At 60.5% G+C, this 19,939-nt stretch carries 20 protein-coding genes and 1 pseudogene; 6 read left to right on the top strand and 15 right to left on the bottom strand.

All coding sequences use genetic code 11. The features are described from left to right. Positions 1–26: 26 nt before the first annotated feature. The 10 genes from V1294_RS12835 to V1294_RS12790 form a co-directional block, all read right to left on the bottom strand. Positions 27–746, bottom strand: a complete 720-nt coding sequence (locus tag V1294_RS12835; RefSeq protein WP_334497496.1) for a sulfite exporter TauE/SafE family protein — start codon at positions 744–746, stop codon at positions 27–29. 57 nt (positions 747–803) lie between these two features. After that, a complete protein-coding gene (locus V1294_RS12830) occupies positions 804–926 on the bottom strand; it encodes a hypothetical protein (RefSeq protein WP_334359520.1) in 123 nt (40 codons plus the stop codon). Between the two features lie 14 nt (positions 927–940). Then, on the bottom strand, positions 941–1,063 hold the full coding sequence (locus tag V1294_RS12825; protein ID WP_334376150.1) for a hypothetical protein: 123 nt from the start codon (positions 1,061–1,063) through the stop codon (positions 941–943). A 63-nt stretch (positions 1,064–1,126) separates the two neighbouring features. Beyond that, entirely contained in the window at positions 1,127–1,336 is a 210-nt protein-coding gene (locus tag V1294_RS12820) for a hypothetical protein (protein WP_334419120.1), read from the bottom strand. After that, complete coding sequence (locus tag V1294_RS12815; RefSeq protein ID WP_334376151.1) at positions 1,296–1,487, bottom strand: hypothetical protein; 192 nt, start codon at positions 1,485–1,487, stop codon at positions 1,296–1,298. The genes V1294_RS12820 and V1294_RS12815 overlap by 41 nt, the downstream gene beginning before the upstream one ends. A 6-nt stretch (positions 1,488–1,493) precedes the next feature. Continuing rightward, positions 1,494–3,173: a cbb3-type cytochrome c oxidase subunit II gene (locus V1294_RS12810; protein ID WP_334497494.1), complete on the bottom strand. Its 1,680-nt coding sequence runs from the start codon at positions 3,171–3,173 to the stop codon at positions 1,494–1,496. Next, positions 3,170–4,324 carry a cbb3-type cytochrome c oxidase subunit I gene (locus V1294_RS12805; RefSeq protein ID WP_334497492.1) on the bottom strand — a complete coding sequence of 385 codons (1,155 nt, stop codon included), beginning with the start codon at positions 4,322–4,324 and terminating at the stop codon, positions 3,170–3,172. The genes V1294_RS12810 and V1294_RS12805 overlap by 4 nt, the downstream gene beginning before the upstream one ends. A 412-nt stretch (positions 4,325–4,736) precedes the next feature. Beyond that, positions 4,737–5,192 carry a c-type cytochrome gene (locus V1294_RS12800; protein ID WP_334483503.1) on the bottom strand — a complete coding sequence of 152 codons (456 nt, stop codon included), beginning with the start codon at positions 5,190–5,192 and terminating at the stop codon, positions 4,737–4,739. Positions 5,193–5,203: 11 nt separating this feature from the next. Beyond that, positions 5,204–6,334, bottom strand: a complete 1,131-nt coding sequence (locus V1294_RS12795) for a metallophosphoesterase family protein (RefSeq protein WP_334497491.1) — start codon at positions 6,332–6,334, stop codon at positions 5,204–5,206. Between the two features lie 128 nt (positions 6,335–6,462). Next, positions 6,463–7,218 carry a carboxypeptidase regulatory-like domain-containing protein gene (locus V1294_RS12790; RefSeq protein WP_442895337.1) on the bottom strand — a complete coding sequence of 252 codons (756 nt, stop codon included), beginning with the start codon at positions 7,216–7,218 and terminating at the stop codon, positions 6,463–6,465. A gap of 208 nt (positions 7,219–7,426) precedes the next feature. On the opposite strand from V1294_RS12790, the gene V1294_RS12785 reads away from it, so the two are divergent. The 3 genes from V1294_RS12785 (at position 7,427) to V1294_RS12775 (ending at position 11,024) form a co-directional block, all read left to right on the top strand. After that, on the top strand, positions 7,427–8,065 hold the full coding sequence (locus tag V1294_RS12785; protein WP_334497489.1) for an SCO family protein: 639 nt from the start codon (positions 7,427–7,429) through the stop codon (positions 8,063–8,065). A 1,376-nt stretch (positions 8,066–9,441) separates the two neighbouring features. Beyond that, positions 9,442–10,050 (top strand): hypothetical protein, encoded by a 609-nt coding sequence (locus V1294_RS12780; protein WP_334497487.1) that lies wholly within the window; start codon positions 9,442–9,444, stop codon positions 10,048–10,050. A 200-nt stretch (positions 10,051–10,250) separates the two neighbouring features. Continuing rightward, entirely contained in the window at positions 10,251–11,024 is a 774-nt protein-coding gene (locus tag V1294_RS12775) for a response regulator transcription factor (RefSeq protein WP_334497485.1), read from the top strand. A gap of 32 nt (positions 11,025–11,056) precedes the next feature. Here the strand turns inward: V1294_RS12775 and V1294_RS12770 are convergent, their stop codons facing one another. The 4 genes from V1294_RS12770 to V1294_RS12755 form a co-directional block, all read right to left on the bottom strand. Continuing rightward, on the bottom strand, positions 11,057–12,388 hold the full coding sequence (locus V1294_RS12770) for an HlyD family type I secretion periplasmic adaptor subunit (protein ID WP_442895440.1): 1,332 nt from the start codon (positions 12,386–12,388) through the stop codon (positions 11,057–11,059). Between the two features lie 173 nt (positions 12,389–12,561). Then, a complete protein-coding gene (locus V1294_RS12765) occupies positions 12,562–14,295 on the bottom strand; it encodes a type I secretion system permease/ATPase (RefSeq protein WP_334497481.1) in 1,734 nt (577 codons plus the stop codon). Between the two features lie 114 nt (positions 14,296–14,409). Beyond that, positions 14,410–14,931, bottom strand: a complete 522-nt coding sequence (locus tag V1294_RS12760) for a hypothetical protein (RefSeq protein ID WP_334483521.1) — start codon at positions 14,929–14,931, stop codon at positions 14,410–14,412. Between the two features lie 301 nt (positions 14,932–15,232). Then, positions 15,233–16,045 (bottom strand): hypothetical protein, encoded by an 813-nt coding sequence (locus V1294_RS12755; RefSeq protein WP_334497479.1) that lies wholly within the window; start codon positions 16,043–16,045, stop codon positions 15,233–15,235. A gap of 549 nt (positions 16,046–16,594) precedes the next feature. Here V1294_RS12755 and V1294_RS12750 point away from each other — a divergent pair. From V1294_RS12750 to V1294_RS12740, 3 genes and pseudogenes are all read left to right on the top strand, one after another. Then, positions 16,595–16,849, top strand: a complete 255-nt coding sequence (locus tag V1294_RS12750; protein WP_334497477.1) for a hypothetical protein — start codon at positions 16,595–16,597, stop codon at positions 16,847–16,849. Then, on the top strand, positions 16,846–17,607 hold the full coding sequence (locus V1294_RS12745) for an ABC transporter permease (protein ID WP_334497475.1): 762 nt from the start codon (positions 16,846–16,848) through the stop codon (positions 17,605–17,607). The genes V1294_RS12750 and V1294_RS12745 overlap by 4 nt, the downstream gene beginning before the upstream one ends. A 4-nt stretch (positions 17,608–17,611) precedes the next feature. Beyond that, positions 17,612–18,905 (top strand): annotated as a pseudogene (locus V1294_RS12740) (LLM class flavin-dependent oxidoreductase). Positions 18,906–19,155: 250 nt separating this feature from the next. Here V1294_RS12740 and V1294_RS12735 read toward each other — a convergent pair. Continuing rightward, on the bottom strand, positions 19,156–19,935 hold the full coding sequence (locus V1294_RS12735; protein ID WP_334497473.1) for an amino acid ABC transporter ATP-binding protein: 780 nt from the start codon (positions 19,933–19,935) through the stop codon (positions 19,156–19,158). Positions 19,936–19,939: the final 4 nt, after the last annotated feature.

Genomic DNA, 19,939 nt, shown 5'->3' with positions numbered 1-19,939 from the left:
GCTGCACAGTGCATGATCCTGGGCCGTCATGCTGGTTCTGTCCAGCCATGCGCGAAGTGCACGGCGAAGGGCAGGATGCCGCGGCCGACGGTAACGAGACCGAGCAGCAGGATGCAGCTGCCCGCTAGCCATACGCCCCGTTGCCGCCACGCCGGCGCCAGCGCTCGGCCGACGCCACCCATCAGAAGCATTGCGGGGAAGGTCCCAAACCCGAACGCTGCCATGGTGAGACAGCCCGGCAACGCTCCGGCCGTGCTCGCCGCCTGCGCGGCAAAGGCGTAGACCAGCGGACAAGGCAGGAAGCCATTGAATACGCCAAACGCGAGCGGGGCGGCATGTCCCGGCGCCGTCAACAGGCTGCGCAGGGATGCCGCGAGGGTGCTGGTGCCGGAGCCTGTCGTGATGCGATGCAGGCGCGGCAGCAGGCCAAAGAACTGCAGCGCCATGGCGATCATCAGCAGTCCGGCGAGGATCGCGAGAATCCGCTGACCGGTGTCAAGCGGACCGCTCAGCAGCGGGACTGTCGTTCCCTGCGTCGTGCATATGACCCGGCCGAAGGCGCCCGCTAGTCCGCCGAGAAAGCAGTAGGTCGTCAATCGACCGGTATTGTACAGCAGATGGCGCAGAACTGTCGCGCCGCGTCCCTGCGGATCGCGGCCCAGCGCACAAGCGAACCCGCCGCACATACCGATGCAGTGAAAGCTCCCTGCGAACCCTGCGACAAAGATCACGAGATAGGCGGCCATCGGCACATTGCCCTGCCCATCCAACGCTTGTGCAGCGACGGCACCACTTCGCCGCCGCTACCCACGCACGAGATAGGCGACCCAAACGAAGAAGGCGACGGTGGCTATCGCGAAGCCGACTAACGCGATGATCTGGATCGCACTCGCATCGGCGAGCGAAAAAACCGGATTCTCGATCATGCGCGCCCTCCTGGTCAGCCGAAATAGACACGGACTACGTTTATGGCTAACTCGATGAACAGGAACAGCAGATTCAAGGCCACGAGGGCGAGAATGATCCTGGCTACCAGCACCTTCTGCTCCTTCAGAACCGGCAATTCCTGCTCCTTTATTTCGAATCGGAATCAGTCAGTCACCAGCTTGCACGTGGGTCGGGATCGCTAGACACGTCCCGGTCCCAGCCCACCCCAATAGACGACGAGATAATACAGCGCCCAGATGAAGAGGACGGCATAGACAACCAGCAGCCACATGGGAATGTAGCCGTGGCGGGACTGAATAGTGCCGCCGGCATACTCCTCCATCTCCTCCGTATCGGCGGGTGAGCTGTTATTCGCCGTCGTGTTTGGCGTTCGCGTCGGATCCGTCATCGCCGATCTCCCTCTGCAGGAAACGTATGGATGCATCGTTGGCGCCGCTGAAGGCGCCTGAGAGCACGCCCCAAATGAAGACGCAGAGTGCACCGAGACTCATCATCAATGCTGCAATGTAGGGGCCGACGATCTCGAAATAGATGGTCATCGCTCATTACTCCTTGGCGGCCCGTTGTTCGGCCGCACCATTCCTGCTGCGACCGGCAAGGACGCTGGCGCGGCTCGCGGCACGGCCGCTTGGAACGTAGGCTTTGTCGGGCGTACCGGCCTCGAGTGCGGGATCGTTGAGCGCCCTGCGATCACTGGGGGCGATCGGCAGCGGTTCACCCGACAGCGGATCCTTGTAGGCCGACAGCGCAAGCACGTAGTAGGAGAGCGCCCAGCGGTCCTCTGTCGACAGCGGATCCCGGTAGGATGGCATGGGCGTGCCGCTCAACCCGGTCGTCATAGTGCGGAAGATGTCCTCGACGGTAGGACCTGACTTGAATTGGCCGGCGGTAAGGTCCGCTGGCGGGCTTGGAAAGCCCAGATCGTCCTTCAGCCCGGGAGCCTTTTCGCCATCACCCTTCCCGGTTCGACCATGGCATTCCCAACACTTCGCACCCTCCCACACATCCTTGGCGCGAGTGAGCATCTGCTCAGACGGAACAGGCGGCCGCCCGATGTACAGGGGCGGACCTGGCGGTTCTTCCTTGAAATAGGCATAGGGCTTTGCCGGATCGGAACGGTCGACCGCCAGCTCGTACTTGATGTACTGAATGACGGCGAGGCGGTCGATTATCTGCAGCTCGTGCCAGGCCGGCATCGCCGTGCCCCGAACGCCGCGTGTAATGGTGCGCAGAAGGTCGCCATCGGTTGGCAACGGCTCCTTGGTCAGCCTGAACTTGAAAACGGCCGCCGCGAAGCTCCTCGGGCGCTGCTTGTACATGAAGGTTGCAGCCGGTCCATTGCCGTCGCCGCTGTCCCCGTGGCAGCCGAGGCATCGCCGCTGATAGACCTCTTTGCCGTAGGCGATCCATTCGCTCGATCGTGGCACCGTGGCATCCGTAACTTCGAGCTTTTGCGGCTCAAACAGGTCCCGCCACTTGCCGCGATTCATGCCAAGTTTTTGGAGATAAGCGATGAGCCCCTGCAGCGCTTCTGTCTCGGCGGCGACGTTGACGGTGTCGCCTGTATATTCCTTGTTCGGTGTCCAAACGATCGGAGCTTTGCCGCGCGCCGCCATGGGCACAAACAGAAGTCCATCGGCGTTCGGCGTGAGCTTAACCTGCTCCTTGCTTTCGAATGCGAAGAGCTTCTCAGTAGCTGGCGTTCGTTCCAGGCTACGATTACCAGCTCCGTCATCGACAATCTTGACTCGTTCCGCGGACGTCTCGAACAGTCCCCGAAAAGGCGCCATATTCGAATCCGGCGAGAGCATTCGGGGATTCCAGAAATGCGCGAGATGCCATTCGTCGCTGAACTTGAGCCCGACCCGCGTCAGATCCGGCCCGATACGCCGGGTGCCCCACAGGTGCGGCACATCGAAGGCGTATTCGCCGGCCTCGGAGACCGGACCCCAACGGCGCGTCTCGCCGGTCACCGGACGCACGTATTGCGAATGGCAGTACCAACACCCCTCGCGCAGATATACCTGGCGGCCGAGCTGCTGCAGCGGCGTATAATCGGTGGCCTCGGTCACCATCCATTTGAGCTGACCAAAATCGGTCCGGACCACGGCGGTCACGTCGGTCGTCCGCGCCGTCGGTTCAATAAAGGGTAGGATGCCCTGGGTGACGACGGCGAGGAAGAAGAAGAAGACCCCGGCCACCAGAGCGACAAAGCGCGCACTCATTCGGCTGGCCCTCCAGCGGGAATTGGCGCAGCACCTGGGACTGGAACGGGCTCTCTTTCCTCGGCCGGGCGACTAAGCGCGGTCATCATAAGATTGAAGACGAGCAAGGACATCCCGATGTCCATCGTGATGCCGCTGAGCGTACGCACGAGCCAATAGGCTTTCATCCGGACCACCGTGTCGAGCCACTCGGTGCCATTCATCCATTCGAAGCCTTGCTGCAGACCTCCGGCAGTCAGCACCAGACCCATGGTCGTAATTCCGACGGTGATCAGCCAGAACGACCAGTTGCCAAGGGTCCATGACCAAAGCTCGCGTTTGACCGCGCGCGGCCACACGTAAATCAGACCGCCCATCGCCCAGACCACGAACGTGCCGAAAACGGTGAGGTGCGAGTGTGAGATGACGAAGTCGGTGAAATGGGTGGGCTGCTGGATCGAGCGCAACGCCTCGGTCGAGCCCTGGAAGCAACCCACCAGATACATCAGCGAGCCCATGATCAGGAACTTCGCGGGGAGATTCTTCCCGAATCCATCCCAGCGCCCCTTCACTGTACCGAAGAAGTTCACCAGCACGGTCCACACGGGAATTATCAGCAACATGGAGGTGATGATCGCGAGAGTCTCGGTCCAGTCGGCGATCGGGCTATACAGATAATGGTGGATGCCAACGAAGGGATAGAACAGCGCGAGCGACCAGAAACCCACCAACGATAGCTGGTGTGCGTAAAGCGGATTGCGCACAGCGACCGGTAGGAAATAGTAGATGAGCACGTAGCCTGCGGGCGTGAGCCACAGTCCGACGATGTAGTGGATGTAGAGGCCATGGAATGCGGCGCTATTAATGCCTGGAATCGTGTAGGGAAGGATGAAGCTACCCAGCAAGAGATTCATCGTCGTCCACACGAAGGCCCCTATGAGATACCAGAGCGCCACATAGAGCGGCGCCTCGAGGCGTTGTGCGATGGTGAGAAGGAACTGTGCCGTCGTCGCCGCGATGACGATGAAGATGGGAATCTCGGCGAAGAGCGGGAGCTCGCCTGCCTCCAGGCCATGGTTCTGCGCAAAAGGCAGCGAGATCAGCCCCGCCGCCAGGCTGATGTTGTACAGCCATGCCAGCGGTTCGCCCCATTGTGCCCATGGTACCCGCACGCCGCAGAGGCGCGGGGACTAGATAGTGACATTCGCCAATGAAGAGGGCGGAAAAGGCGCCGAAGATGACGCCATTGACATGCACCGGCCGCAGCCGGCCAAAAGTCAGCCCTAGATTACTGGTCCCAAGATAATCCGGATAGTTGAAGAGACCCGAGATCGCCACGCCGACCGATGGCATGACGAGGAGCCAGAACATGCCCCAATAAAGCCAGATTCGGACCACGCGCCAATCGACCAGATCATCCAAGTTGATGCCGCTGAACCTGCCGCGCAGTCTTTCTGCAGGAAACACCTCCGCCATGGAGCATTCCCCCTTCTTGTCCGCTAATGCGTTCTCTCCTGTTCCCGGATAGACGCAGCTTCGACAGCAATGACCCGCGCTAGAAGCCTCCGCTTCGCAGCATCGAAATCAGAACTTGCCCGGGTTCAACACCGAGCCGCTCTGCGACCAATAGATGTACGCTTCCAGCGCCTTCATCGCGTCCGAGTCATCGGCGATCTTTTCGCCCTGGTTGGGCTTCTCGATGCACCAATTGATCATGTCGCGCAGCGTCGCGAACTTGGCCATCTGCGCTTGGTACTTCGGGAACGTGGCGGGGTGGGTATCGGCCGTCATGGGATGGCACATAGCGCAGGCCATTCCCGTCTTGGACAACACGACACCCATCGCCTCCTCGGTTGCTGCATCACCGTGGAACAGCAGGTCGCCCTTGCGGACCTGCTCCATGAACACTTGCTGGTAGGAGTTCAGCAGCTGCGGCGTCACCGGATCCTTGTGCGCACCCGCAGGGCCGACCAGGACGGCAAGCGCTACTGCCGGGGCAGCGCGGAACAGAATGAAACGGCATGTTATCGACGCGGTCATGCCCATTCCTCCTAATATGGCCAGATACCGTCAGCGATCCGGGGTCGCAAAACCTCGGGAATGCTCTTCGCATAGTCATCTGGAGACTGCGCGTACACTTGCTTGCGCCACATGATGTATTCGGCTTCGACTTTGTCCTGGGCGCTGACGTCGATCTTGGCCCAACCTACCCCGTCAAAGTGATCACCGGGGTCAACCCGGATCATCGGCTTTGTAAGCTTCGGCACCCCCTCCGGCGCGTAAGGCCAAGGCCATGAGGTTGCCAGCATGCCGATCGAGCGCATGGTGCCGATCTCGTTGTAGAGCACCTGATGCGTGTGACCGTGAATGTTGGTGACTTTGGTGTAGGGCTTGAGCACCTCGTTTACCTCGCGCCAGTCGCGCACCCAGAAGTTCCATGGCGGATAGTACTCGTACAGCGGATTGTGGCTGAAGATGACGACCGGCCGGTTCCGATCCCAATTGGCAAGCGTTTTCTGCAGCCAGTCGAGCTGATCGCGGCCGACGCCCGCCCACGGCCCAGCGACGGTGCCGTCGAGCGTGGCCATGTGACCCATCCGCTCCTCGGGACTCATCTTCTTCGCCGTCCAATAGTCCGGACCGCGACTGACGGTGTCGAGCCCGACAAAGCGCACGCCCTTATGGTCGAATGTCCAGTTGGGCTGACCGAACAGTTCGCCCCACTTCTTACCCATGTCGAGGTACCAATCGTGCTCGCCCGGAATGTAGACCTTGCGGATGTTGACCTCTTTCAAGATCTCCACACCGAGCTCAAGTTCTTCGACCTTGCCAAGCTGGGCCAGGTCGCCGCCGAAAATCAGGAAGTCGGCCGGCGGACTCATGGCCTGCACCTCCTTGGCGGCACGCACCGTCTTCTCGACGAAGCGCGTATTGAGGGACTTCGGATAGAGATGGGTGTCGGAAATCCAGGCAAACTTGAATGGCGCCTCGGCCGCATAAGCGATGTCGAGGGTGTTGAGCAGCGGCCACCAGGCGAAGGTCTCGGCTACGGTCGCCGCCCCGACCACACATGATCTGTGCACGAAGGTACGTCGGGTAATCCGCAGCGAGGGGTCAGGACGCACCCCGGGCTGTTGGAGCACCGCGGCTACTTCACGCCGATCGCGCTCAAGCTCGGACATGAGTTTCCTCCCTTGCGATAGGTCGTAACAAGACGTCACTCCTCTAACGCGATGCGAGTCCGGCTCTTCGCGACCTCGCTACATTCTTTTCTTTGGCACGATTGTCGCGTGTCGAGCCGAAGACGTCGTTACTTCCCGGAGCCGCCTTGCACTGAAGAGGCGCCCTTCTTCAGTTCGATATTCAGATCGCTCGGCTTCCCCGCCGCAACGGTCACCGCCTGCTCGTTCGGACCGGTGAAGGGGTGGTACGCGACCAGCTTGTAGTTTCCGGCCGGAACGTCGGGGATGGTGAATTTGCCGTCGGCGCCGGTGACGGCAAAGTAGGGATTGTCGGCGACATAGATAAACGCTTCCATCCAGCCATGTGCGTCACAATCGATGCGCACCTCGCCCGGCCGCGGCAACTCGACGGGAATTCGCTGACCCTGGTTGGGAAGAGCGAGGTTGAACACGGTGCGCTTGCCGTAATAGCCGTGCGTGTTGTGGAGCATCGGATCGCTATTGACGACGTCCAGTCCCCCCACGCGTATCACCTGAATGTTGGGTTCGAATTTGCACTTGTTGTTGTTGATCTCCGGCTTCTTTGCTTCCGCCGGCCAGGCCTTTCCTTTCGTGATATCGGCCAGATACACGACGGCGTTCTGCACGCTCTTGTCCGGCCCGACTTGAATGAGCGTCTCCTCGTAGGGACCGCCGCACACCTCGATGTCCTTGGTCGGAATGACCTTGCGGGTGCCGGGGGGTCCGTTGAACACGACCTTGCCGGTGATCGATCCGCCGCCCGCGACCGCGCTCGCTTCGTAGGCTGGCGCCGGGAGCGGCGTTGCCACCGCCGCGAGCACCGACGACACCCCGATCAGCCACTTCATGGCTAAGCCCGTCATCACAGCTCTCTCTCTTGATCCTTGATGTACGCAGGAAAATTCGTCGAGAGCTAACCGCCATTTGTAGGGACTAGGAAAATCAGAACTGCTTTGCGAGACCTTAAGCAAAGCTTATGAAGCTCAAGGGCAAAAATCGTCTAAGAAATACCCGCTGAAACAAGAGGGAAGTTTGTGGCGGCTAAGCACCGCCGCCGCGGGGAGGCATTTGATGCGTCGCCGTCCCATATTTTCGGAACTCGGACGGGCAATCCCTTTCGGCATTGCTGTCGCGGCCGCGTTGGTATTGAGCCAACCGCTCGTGCGCGCAGCCAACTCGCCGGTGACGATCGGCGGTCCGTTCACACTCACCTCACCTGACGGCACGTCAGTCACCGAGCAGACCTACCGTGGCAAATGGCTGCTGGTGTTTTTCGGCTATACCTCTTGTCCCGATGCCTGCCCCACGGCGCTCCTTGAGATTGCCGCCGCGCTCACAAGGCTCGGCCCCCACGCCGACAAGCTACAACCGCTGTTCATTACGGTCGATCCGCTGCGCGATACGGCGGCCGTAATGGGGAACTACACTCAGTCATTTGATTCGAGAATCGTCGGACTCACCGGCACGCCGCAACAGATCGCTGCCGTTGCCCACGATTATGGGGTCTACTACACAGCCCGTCAGAACGGGCCAGGCGCCGATGACTACGTCATGGACCACAGCACCTATCTCTACCTGATGGACCCTGAAGGCAATTTTGTGCGCGGTTTTGACGCCGACACGACAGGCGAGCGCATTGCCGAGGCGGTGCGCGGCGCCATGGCAAAGGCTCGCGAGAATGGAAGTCATCGGGGACGATCAACGCAATGAAGCCCCCGCAAATCCTGAAATCCACTTGTTCTGTGCGCGCGTGATGTGGCCTCCGACCCCGGCGGCCCAGAACCTGCTCGCCTTTAGCGCAGATCCCGGTGTTGCCTTCGACTTTTGAAGCAGCCTCGGCGACCGCGACGATCCCATTACGTGGCCCAATACACACCCTGCACGCTTGCTGTCTACGCTTGGTCCTGCCGTTACCGGTTCGGACCCAAGACTCGCTACGAGGCGTCTGGCTAAGACGTACCTCGGCAGAACTTTCATCCGCTAGACATCATGAGCTTCTCCTGATGCACTTCAAATCCCGGAGGCGCAACCACCGATACCGACATTCACTGAAAGTTCCGATCCAGCCGAGTTACGTCTCTCATAAATACAAACCTGACACCCCGCTCAATCGGTGCACTCAAGAAGGCTCGCCACGCGGCGGACCTAATCTACGGTGAATCCGGCCTTTATAACGTGACCGCGCTGGAGCGCGACCAAGTTCCCTTAAGCAAGCCTGGACCTGAGATACGGCGCAAGCACCCTCCTCCAGAAACGGCATACCAACCCGGATCGGATTCGTCCCGCAACACCGGCTTTTCCTTACCGGAGGCGAGTGGGTGATGGACGGGCTGAAGACGGCCGTCGAATATTCAGCCAACTGGGACTACCCGGTGAGCGTCGGCGGGACGGGAAAGGTCGCGCGTGGTGCATTCGGACTGATCCAGCTCAATTTTTGATCCGTCTGCGTCCGGCGCCTAGAGAGAACGAGCCAAAATCCTGGAAGCATCGTCACGACAGATGGAGTGAGCAGGCCGATTCCGGCCGCCCCTCACCATGAACGCAAGAAGATTGCTGACTTCCGGTTAGCAGCAAAATGCAGTTGCGTTTTCGGTCGGAGCGATGGTGCGCGTTCCCACGCGCCAGCATAGAGCGCAGCCGCAGCGAATTGCGAAAGGTAGGCGGGCCGCAGTTCACCGACAGCGACATATGGCGGCTGGCGAGCAACAGCCGAACTCGATCACCCCCTGCGATCACAGAGTTCTTGCCAGCGACGCGCTCCCAGATGTCTCAGTGATCGCGAGCGAACGCTATCGTGCGCCATTCGCGGGGTGGCAGTCGCAATGATGTCCAGCAAGGCCGTGATGATATCGCTGACGGTGGCGTTAGATATCGACCTGCTGAGCAGCGTGGCCCGATCCGCCACGAAAAGTGCTCACCTACCGTGAACTGTGATGCGCCGGCATACCGATGCAAGAGCTTGCTGCGGCGAAGGACCGGCGTTTAAGGAGCAGTTAATACTTTTGCGCAAATGATAGACAACCAGCGCAACATTAGATCGTCGCAAGAAGTGCGAGCAGAACTCAGGCCCCTCATGAGGGATTAGCATGAGAACGCTTCTCATTGGTGTTCTGGCTGCGACCCTGGTTGGCTGTAGCTGCCTTTTACCGCCGCAAGCGAGCATGGACGCGTGCATGGACGCGAGCGGGTCCGGCTGTCTCAACGGGATGGCGGTCAGTCGGTCGATTGAACCGGCGCCAGCGTCATCCAGGACCAATTCCGCGACAACAAAAGTCAAGTCCACGATCGCGACGAAGACGGAAAAGCCGTCGATTGCCGACGTCCGCGACAGGCCCCAACCCGCTGAGAAAAAGGCGAAGTCCTCCATGATCGAAGCGAAAGTCGAGGCTCCGGCATCTGGTCGACCCGCTGAGACGTCCGATCCGGTCATTAGCAAGGCGAAGACCACGATTGCCGCGAAGTTGGAGGACCCGACATCTGCCGAGTTCGGTGAGATGAAACGGGCCATCCGCAAAAATACGCTCGGAAAATCCGTCGACACCATTTGCGGCCGTGTCAAAGGAAAGAAAGCGTCGGGCGAAGATACTGGAGATAGGCCGTTTCTATATCTCGTGACGGAAGATGAAGCATACGTCGTCGATGGTCCCGCGAATTCGGCGGCGGCGAGCGCGTATCGCAATATTTGCAGCAGCTAGCCCGGAACAACGGAACCGCTGCCAAGATCTGTTGCAACGGACCAGAAGGTCCCTGACGACGTTCCTGACGAACTTGAAAGTCGGAAGCACGTCGCGATCAGCAGCAATTCGCTGCAGAGTGTGTGGGGCAGACTTGCTCCATGGAAAATGGAAATCAAAACTGGTGGAGTACTCAGCGTTTCTCTGAACTCGAGGATATCATGGACGATCTCATTAATCTCGCCGAACTAACCCAGGGGTCACCGCCGGTGCTCGTGATCATCGAGCAACATGTCCTGGCGCGTACGTGCATCCTCAATATCCTCAAGAGAGAACTCACTGGATTCGAGATCGTCGAGATGGCAACGACGAGTGGCCTGAACTCATTATCCGGCAGAGATATCCGCTTGATTGCGCTGAATATCGGGGACAAGCAGATCACCGACCCTTCGATCGAGGAAAGCCTTGCCCTCCTCGCAGAATCCTGCCCGAAAGCGTCTGTTGCCGTGTTGTCAAATCGCAACGACGATGCGACGGCTTCAGCTGCGATGCAACGGGGAGTGCGCGGCTTTTTTCCGACATCGATCCCGGTCGAAGTCGCTGTTGCCGGATTACGGCTTGTCCTTGCCGGTGGGGTCTACCGACCGTTACCGATCGTTGGGCAAAATGGAGCGTCGAGCCTCAAGGCGATATCGGAATGTCCCGACGCGCCCGAGCTATTCGGAGCTAACGAGGGTAACGGCGCCACCAGGATTGTGCCGGAGAAGGCGATGGTCGACCTTACGCCACGCGAACAACATGTGCTCGAGGCGCTGCAGCTCGGTCTTCCCAACAAGTTGATTGCCGTCAGGCTCAACCTTTCGGAAAACACCGTAAAAATGCATATTCAACGCATCATGCGAAAATGCTCCGCGCATAACCGCACCGAGGCGGTCGTTCGCTGGAGCCGGCGAGCCAACGGCCATGCGCAGCCCTCACGCGTGCGGTCATCCTGAGGGCTGCCTGCGCTCGCCGTTCCGGTCGCAGCTTAATCTTCGCGGAACGCGCCGTGGAAGCTGTCGAGCAGAGGCCTGAGAGCGTAGAGCGCCACGGTGCCGCGTCCCGTCTTGATGAACACCTGGGCCGGCATTCCCGGAATAATCTGGACACCATCGATCCCGGCGCTCGTCGGATCCTGCACCCGAATCTTCGTTGCGTAGTACGGTTGATCCGTGCGCTTGTCGACCAGACGGTCGGCAGAAACGTGCGTCACAGTCCCATGGAGCCGTGGTACGCGGCGCTGATTGTAGGGCAACAGATTCACGTCGGCGCTCAATCCGGGACGGACCACATCGATGTCCTCGGGCCTGACGCGCGCAATCACGATGAGCCGATCTTGCCGGGGAACCAGGTCCATGAGAGGTGCGCCGGCGCCAATGACGCCACCTGGCGTATGGACCTTCAGGTCGGTTACCACGCCGTCCTGGGGCGCCTTGACCGCCGTTCGTGACAGTTGGTCGTCCGCCGCCTGCAGTCGCTCGCGTATTTGAAAAATCTGGTTTTGCACCTCGCGCAGCGACTGCGCGATCTCGTTCTGACGGTCGTTCTCGAGCTTGAGAAGAGTCGCCTGCGATTCGTTGATAACCTGCCCGGCGCGCGATATCTGCGCGACAATCTCACCCCGCCGCCCCTCGATGTCAGCCATCTCCCGCTCGAGGTTCAGAAGGCGCGGACGCCGCTCAAGTCCCTTGTTAACGAGCATCGCGACGGTCGCCGCCTCCTCGCGGACGATTTCGATGCGCCTTGAGGCCGCGCTTTCCTGCGCCCTGAGGCCCTCGATCTCTTTCTCCACCTGCGACCTTTTCTCCCGATTTACGGCCGCTTGCGATTGAAAGACCTGCCGACGCGTTTCGAAGATGGCTTGCTGCCCCGCAAGGACATCTGCGACCGACGAACTAGCATACTGCGCCATCTCCAAGCTGGCCGAAAACAACACTTGTTCCTCTCCATGCTGTTCCGCCTGCAGCCGTGCTTCTCGCGCCGTCGCCTCCCACAACTGGCCTTGGAGGCCCTGCGCTTCGGCGCGCGCCTTGGTGTCCTCCAGCGAGATCAGCGTTTGTCCGGCGCGGACAACGTCGCCGTCCGCGACCAGAATTTCCCTGATGATGCCACCCTCGAGGTGCTGAATCGTCTTGCGGCTCGACTCGGATTCGACGGTGCCGATCGCAATCGCGGCGCTCTCAAGGGGGGCATAGGTTGACCAGGTGCCGAGACCAACGACAAAACCCCAAACCAGCAAGTTTCCGGTCCAGGTTACGCCGCGAAGTCGGTCGCGGAGCGCCGGCGGCGCCGATCTCAACCACCGTGGGACCTCCCAGATCTCAACGTGAGCGAATGCAATTTTCAAGCGATCCCATCCCCGTCGGGCAAAGAGACGCTGAAGACGTCTGATGCGGATCCAGGTGACACCGCGAAGCCGATCGCGAAACGCCGGCGGCGCCGATCTCAGCCACCGCGCAACCTTCTGAACGTCAACGTGAGCGAATGAAATCTTCATGAGACAGGTTCGCGCGAAGTAACTTGGGGTCTTGCCACACACCTTTCGAAAACTTCCCTGCTGTCACCGAATGCGCTGACCGCGCCGCCCTGCATGATGGCAAGCTTGTTAGTTGCGCCGAGGATCCCTATCCGGTGGGTGATGATGATGACAGTTGTATTGGCCGCCTTCATCCGTTCAATGGCATCGAAGAGCATCCGCTCGCCGAGAGCGTCCAGGCTGGAGTTCGGCTCGTCGAGGACCACGAGGTGCGGGTCGCCAAAAAACGCCCGTGCAAGGCCGAGGCGCTGGCGAAACCCGCGTGGGAGATTGGCCGCTCCAGCATTGACGACGGTATCGTACGCCTGCGGCAGCCGGATGATCGTCTCGTGAAGGCCGGCCAGCTTCGCTGCTTCAATGACCTTCTGCAGATCGGCGTCGTCCAGCCGTGCAATGATGTCCCTTACCGTTTCTCCGACGAGATCGATATCCTGCGGCAGATATCCGAGGCGCCCGCCACCGCCCGAATCGTGCAGGGCTAGAATGTCGATGCCATCGAGCAGGACCGAGCCTGCCGTCGGTGCGGAGATTCCAGTGATGATCCTGCCGAGCGTGGATTTGCCGGAGCCTGATGGACCAATGATGCCCAGGCATTCACCGGGTGCGAGACCGAATGACACATCCTTCAGCATCCAATGGTCCGATCCCGGCACGGCGACGCCAACATTGTTGACGATGAGGCCGCCCTTCGGGCTTTCCGGGAGAGCCCTGACGTTTGCAACCGTGGTGACAGCGGACATGATGTCGTTGAGCCGGCGGTAGGCGGCCAAGGCCATCGCGAATGCCTTCCAGCCTGCAACCGCCCCTTCAACGGGCGCGAGCGCGCGTCCGAACAACAGGGTCGTGGCAAATATGATAGCGGGACTTCTGCTTTGTTCCAGGACGAGCCAGGCGGCAGTGCCCATGATCAGTACCTGCGCCAACGCCCGCGCGGGTTTGGAGATCAGCGTGATAGTTTCGTGGCGGCGTTGGACCACCTCTTGCTCGCTCCTGGCATCCTGCGCAGCCTGGTGGATCAGGCGCGCGGCGCCGTCGAGCATTCCCATCGCCCTGATCACGTGGAGGTTTCCGACGGCCATGCCGAACCATCCCTGGCTCCTCGTCAGCGCGCCGGCTGACCGCGCCAGCGGTGCTTCCGTGAGCCAGTCTTCGACAAGCCCCAGACCCAGCAGGAAAAGCACGCTGAGCGCGCCTATCATTCCGAGCAAGGGATGCACGAGGAAGAGAACGCCGAGGAAGAGCGGCGTCCAGAGCGCGTCAAACAAGGTCGAGCAGGCTCCGGACTGAGCGAACTGACGCAGGATCGCAAGATCGCGATATGCCTCCGATGCCCGCGCCCGATCGGCATGGGCGCATTTGAAGCATGCGACGAGCGTAACCGGATGGAGTTCTTCCTCAAGCCACTCGCCCATCCGGCCCAATGCAGCGCGGCGCAGTGCGTCAAGCACTCCGCCAACTACGACGGTAAACGCAACGATCAGCGTCAGCATCAGGAGCGTATCGCTGCTGCGGCTCGACAGAACGCGATCATAGATCTGAAGCAGATAGATGGAAGGCGCGAGAAGAAGGAGATTATAGCTGCAGCTATACGCGAAAACGAGTCCAAGCGACCCTACGCAGGCCCGCAAGGCCGTCTTCAACGGCGTCCGCGGTGGTGACATCGTTTGCAGCCGGAGCGGTGGCATCAGCATTGCGGTCCCGCCAGAGATCTGAAGTCCGAACCTTCCGCCCCATTATTCGTCGACTTTGGGACGAATTGAGACCGGCGGCGTTCAGCCGCCGGTCTCACCCCTCACAGGCATCGATCAGCTGAACATGCCTGAATCGTCGATATGGAAGTGCTCGGAATCGTTAAGCACGTCGTTCAGGTTCACGGATTCGATGCTGGCCTTGAAGTAAACATCTCCGCCTTCCGCCTTATTGTTGTTTCCGCCGTCGCCGCCGACGCCGGCCATCACCGTCTGACTCTGATCCGCAGCAAGCCAGTTTTCCTGATAGGCCGTCGTGTTGGCGTCCACGTCGGATTTGTTATGGCCGCTCTCAGATTCCTGGTCGCCATTCGAGACGGCCTTTCCGCCCTCAGCCTTGGAATACTTCTCCGCCTTCGCATTCGCGCCCCCGGCGTCCCAGTATGCCTTCTGGTAAACGTCATCGCCGTTCTTGACGTGGACGTCGGCGCCTTCCGCCTTGTTGGTCGGCTCGAACTTGATACTCGGGTTGCTGATGATATTGCCCTCGTTGTAACCGTCTCCACCGTTACCTGCGCTGTTGCCGCCGGTCGATGCCTTGAACATGATCGTGTCTGAAGGAAATGATGCCTTTGCCATGTGAGTCTCCCTGATGTGGTTTGCACACTGTGCGTCCCAATGTGGACAGCAACGATCTTGGATTTGGACACCGGATCGGTCTAGCCGCCAAAGCTGATGCCACCCTGTGCAACGGTGTACACCCGAAATGCTACGGTCTCGCCGCCGAGATCCGGCGAGCTTCAATGCCGCTGGAGCGTTTTCGAGCGAAGCGTGCCCTGGGACTTGATCTGTGGGTAGAGACCGGTCCGCGTCAAGAAACTGCGTCAAATGAAAAATCGAGAGCTCCGTTTCGATTCTATCGGAACGGAAAAGGCTCTAGCTAGGCATGATCCAGCAAGTGAAGGTCCGACAACAGGTGCATGGCGAAATCGCCGCCCAGCGCAGTGTTGCCGTGGCCGCCGTCACCACCGATTCCGGAAATCTGGATCGCGCTCTGATCGAACACGACATTGTTGCTCTGATGAGCATCGGCTGTTGAATTGTAGCCGGCGACCGCAATGTTGATCGGGGCGTAGATCGCCACGTCGATGTCGACCATGCTTCCCGAGAAGTGGCCGTTGCCGCCGTTGCCGGCGCTGTTGTTGCCGGTCGCAATTACGTCAGAGCCAATTAACTCGAAGATGGAAGAGAAAATGTCTGCAGTTCCGCCAACCGCGTGATTACCGTTCCCGCCGTCACCCCCCACGCCGGCCATCTGAAAAGCGGATTGATCGAACACCACATTGTTTGTCTGTTCGGCGTTGGCGGTGGAATTGTATCCGGCCACCGCGATGTTGATCGGATAGTAGAGCGCAAAGGTCGCGTGAACGATGCCCCCGTAGGCGTATCCGTCGCCACCATTGCCGGCGCTGTTGTCGCCGGTACCGGGCGCGTCAGAGCCGGTGGACCCGATCGCACTGACATTTCCACCCGATGCGGCATTTCCGTTGCCGCCATCGCCGCCAACTCCCGCGATCTGGGTCGCGGATTGATCGAACACCACGTTGTTCGTCTGATGAGCGTCGGCCGTCGCATGCGGACCCGCCACCGCAATATTGATCGGGTTATAGACCGCGACAGGAGCATGCACCAGTGCTCCGGAGAAGTAACCATCGCCACCGTTGCCGGCACTGTTGCCGCCGGTGGCAATCACGCCAAGGCCGGCAGGCCCGAGGCCGCCGACGCTTCCGCCCGATGCTGCGTTCCAATTGCCGCCATCACCGCCAACTCCCGCGATCTGGCTTGCGGACTGATCAAAATAGGCGATGTTCGTCTGATGGGCGAGAGCTGTCGCATGGACGCCCGGCCACGCCACGTTGAGCGGCTCGAAACCAGCGTAGCTGCTATGGATCAGGCTCCCGGCAAAATAGCCATTGCCGCCATTGCCGGCGCTGTTATCTCCCGTGTGGGTCGGGAAGTTTGGCCACGAATCCGCGGAAAGCCACCACGAGCCTGATGCATCGTACCCGAGCGGATACTTGATGCCGAGGTGAGCGCCGTCCGATACACTCCGAACACCCATGGCTGCTGCCCTACCGAAATCGCTTCGCGCCGACTGGACGGACGCTCCCGAACTCGAGAAAGAATGTCACCGCGGCAAGCCAAAAGCCGAGTCGTCAATTCGGATCGCAAACGTTCGGATGGTTGACATGATATCGGTTACGCCCATTCGGGCGTGGGTAGTGGTGCCTTGCCGTGAGTCTTGGAGACCACCGCGCTGCCGCAGATATTCGTGGCGCTGCGGCTTGCTTCGTCGCTTAGGCTCGTCGGCGCGATCGTCGGCGAATGGTTCGGCGACACCACGGGTCTTGGCGTATTGCTGCTGCAGGCCATGTTCACCGAGAACGTGGTCGCGATCTGGGGCGCGCTGCTGGCCGCGGCGCTGCTTGGCACCGGCTTCTACGCCGTCGTCGCCGCGGCCGAACGGCGGCTGGTATTCTGGAGCGCGGAGCAATGAGCGGATCGCCCCTCGCCTCTTCTCCGCTTGCCGTGCAACGGGGCATCCTCGGCGCGGTTCTACTGGTGGTGTGCTGGGAAGGGCTCGCGCGCGGACTGCATCTGCCGTCCTACGTTCTTCCCGCCGTCAGCGAGATTTTGGCCGGCGTCTGGTCCAAGCGCGCGCTACTGGGTGAGGCTGCGGGCTACACCGTGCTCGAAGCGGTGGTGGGCTACGGGCAAGGCTGTCTCATCGGCATTGGCCTTGCGGTCGCCCTCACCATGCTCCCGGCGCTCCACGCCGTGATCCTGCCGGCAGCCACCGCCATCAACTCGGTGCCAGTGGTCGCCTATTCGCCGTTGATCCTGCTCTGGTTTGGCATCGGCGTTGCGTCGAAGATGGTGATGGTGGCCATGGCGGTGAGCTTCACCGTCTTCCTGTCGACGCTCGCCGGGCTCGACCGCGTCGATCGCCGCGCCATCGATCTCATGCGCAGCTTCGGTGCGGGGCGGCTGAGCATCCTGTGGCGCCTGCGCCTGCCGACCGCCTTGCCGCTGCTGCTTGCCGGGATGCGCGTCTCCACCGTCCGCAGCGTCATCGTGGCGATCATCACCGAAATGCTTGGCGCCTATGGAGGGCTCGGCTGGGTGATCTACCAGGCAGTGCTGCAGATCGACTTCGTGCAGGTCTGGTCGGCGATCTTCGTTGCCTCGGCGGCGAGCCTGAGCTTCTTCGGCCTGATCGGCTTTCTCGAACGCAAAATCCTGTTTTGGAAATGATGCGATGAAACGACAGATGCATCTTGGGCTGTTCATCCTGGGGACCGGCAGCCATGTTGCCGGCTGGCGCTACCCTGGTACGGTGGACAGCTTCCAGAACTTTCCCGCGATTCAAGAGATCGGCCGCATCGCCGAGCGCGGCAAATTCGACCTGATATTCATGGGCGACAACCTCTACGCGGATGCTACCGCCCATCCCTCCTACACGCTGCGGCTCGAACCGCTTACGATGCTGGCTGCGCTTTCCACCTCGACCAGCCATATTGGATTAGGTGCCACCGTTTCCACCACCTACAGTGACCCGTTCACGGTGGCGCGCGTGTTCGCCTCGCTCGATCACATCAGCAACGGCCGCGCCGCGTGGAATGCGGTGACGACAGCAAATCCCGCGACCGCAGCCAATTTCGGCACCACCCATCCCGACCACGCCCGCCGCTACGAGATGGCCGGCGAATTCCTCGACGTCGTGAAGGGCCTCTGGGACAGCTGGGCTGATGACGCCATCGTTGCCGACCGCGCGAGCGGGCTCTATATCGATCCGGCGAAGTTGCGCTCGATCGACCATGACGGCGCCTTCTTCAAGGTGAAGGGCCCGCTCAATATCGGCCGTAGCCCGCAAGGCCATCCGGTGGTGCTGCAGGCCGGCGGCTCCGAGGCAGGCCAGGCACTCGCCGCACGCACCGCGGACATCGTATTCTCTGTTGTGCAGGACATAGACGAGGCCAAGGCCGGCTATGCGTCGCTGAAAAGCCGCCTGCCGGCCCTCGGCCGCAGCGCAGAGGATGTGACGATGCTGCCGCGTCATGCCGATCGTCGGCCGCACCGACAAGGAGGCTTTCGAAAAGCTCAACGTGCTGCAGAGCTTCGTCAGCGGCACCAACGCAATCGCCATTCTCTCCGATCGCTTCGGCCGCGACATGTCAGCCTACGATCTGGATGGACCGGTTCCCGACATCGAGCCGTCCGACAGCTATCACAGCTTCGCCAGTGTCATGCTCGCCAAGGCGCGCCGCGAGAACATGACGTTGCGCGACCTCTATAATCTCACCGCCGCCGCGCGCGGCCATTGGGTGCTGTGCGGCTCGGCGATCAGCATCGCCGACACCCTGCAGCACTGGTTCGATGAATATGCCGCCGACGGCTTCAACGTGATGCCGCCATATTTCCATGAAGGTTTTGAGGATTTCGTGCAGCTCGTGGTACCGATCCTGCAGGAGCGCGGCCTGTTCCGCGCCGACTATGAGGGGACGACGCTGCGCGATCATCTCGGCCTGCGGCGGCCGGAGAACACCTTCTAGCTAGTACCGGACGATCACTTCAACCTGCACGAAATCGTCATATCTGAATTATCACTGCACACATCCCTCAATTGGATTTGGTGCGACTGTGCTGCGCCGAACCGATCCGCCGACTGGTTGAAGTAGAGTGCGGCCGCCTGCGTTGCAGGATCGTGCCAGTGTACAATCGTCGCGCTGACGTAGAATTGGTGCAACCACGGATTCATGCGGCGCCGGTCAGTCTTTCCGGTTCGTGAGCGAGAGCCACGAACTAATGAAGGATCTGGTCGAGGAATGTCCTTGCCCGCTCGGACGCCGGATGATTGAAGAAGTCCTCTGGAGCTGCTTGCTCGACGATTTTTCCCTCATTCATGAATACGATCCGGTCCGCGACCTCGCGGGCGAAGCCCATCTCGTGGGTGACGCAGAGCATGGTCATGCCCTCTTCCGCCAGCTTCTTCATCGTCTCAAGCACTTCCTTGACCATTTCCGGATCGAGCGCCGACGTCGGCTCGTCGAACAGCATGATCTTCGGCTGCATGCAGAGCGCGCGCGCAATGGCGACGCGCTGCTGCTGTCCGCCTGACAACTGCCCCGGAAACTTTTCGGCCTGCTCCGGGATCCGGACCTTGGTCAGGAAGTGCATGGCGAGATCCTTCGCCTTCTCCTTCGCCATTCCGTTCACCGTCATCGGCGCCAGGATACAGTTCTCCAGGGTAGTCATGTGCGGAAACAGGTTGAAGCTCTGGAAAACCATACCGGTGTCCCGCCGGATGGCATCGATGTTCTTCCGCTGATCATCCAGCTCGGTGCCGTTGACGTAGATCAGCCCCTGGTCGTGCTTTTCGATATGATTGATGCAGCGGATCAGGGTCGACTTCCCCGAACCGGACGGACCGCAGATGACGATCTTCTCACCCCTGGCCACCTTGAGATCGATCTCGTTCAAGGCGGTAAAATCGCCGTAATATTTGTAGACCGCCTCCATTTGAACCGCGGCGACCTCGCGCATGCGCGGCTGGCCCTGTTCACCTTCAATATCGGCTGCCATCGAT

Source organism: Bradyrhizobium sp. AZCC 1678 (assembly GCF_036924765.1).
GTDB classification, from domain to species: Bacteria; Pseudomonadota; Alphaproteobacteria; order Rhizobiales; family Xanthobacteraceae; genus Bradyrhizobium; species Bradyrhizobium algeriense.
The sequence above is the reverse complement of the archived record's forward strand: the minus strand, read 5'-3'. Positions and strand labels throughout refer to the sequence as shown.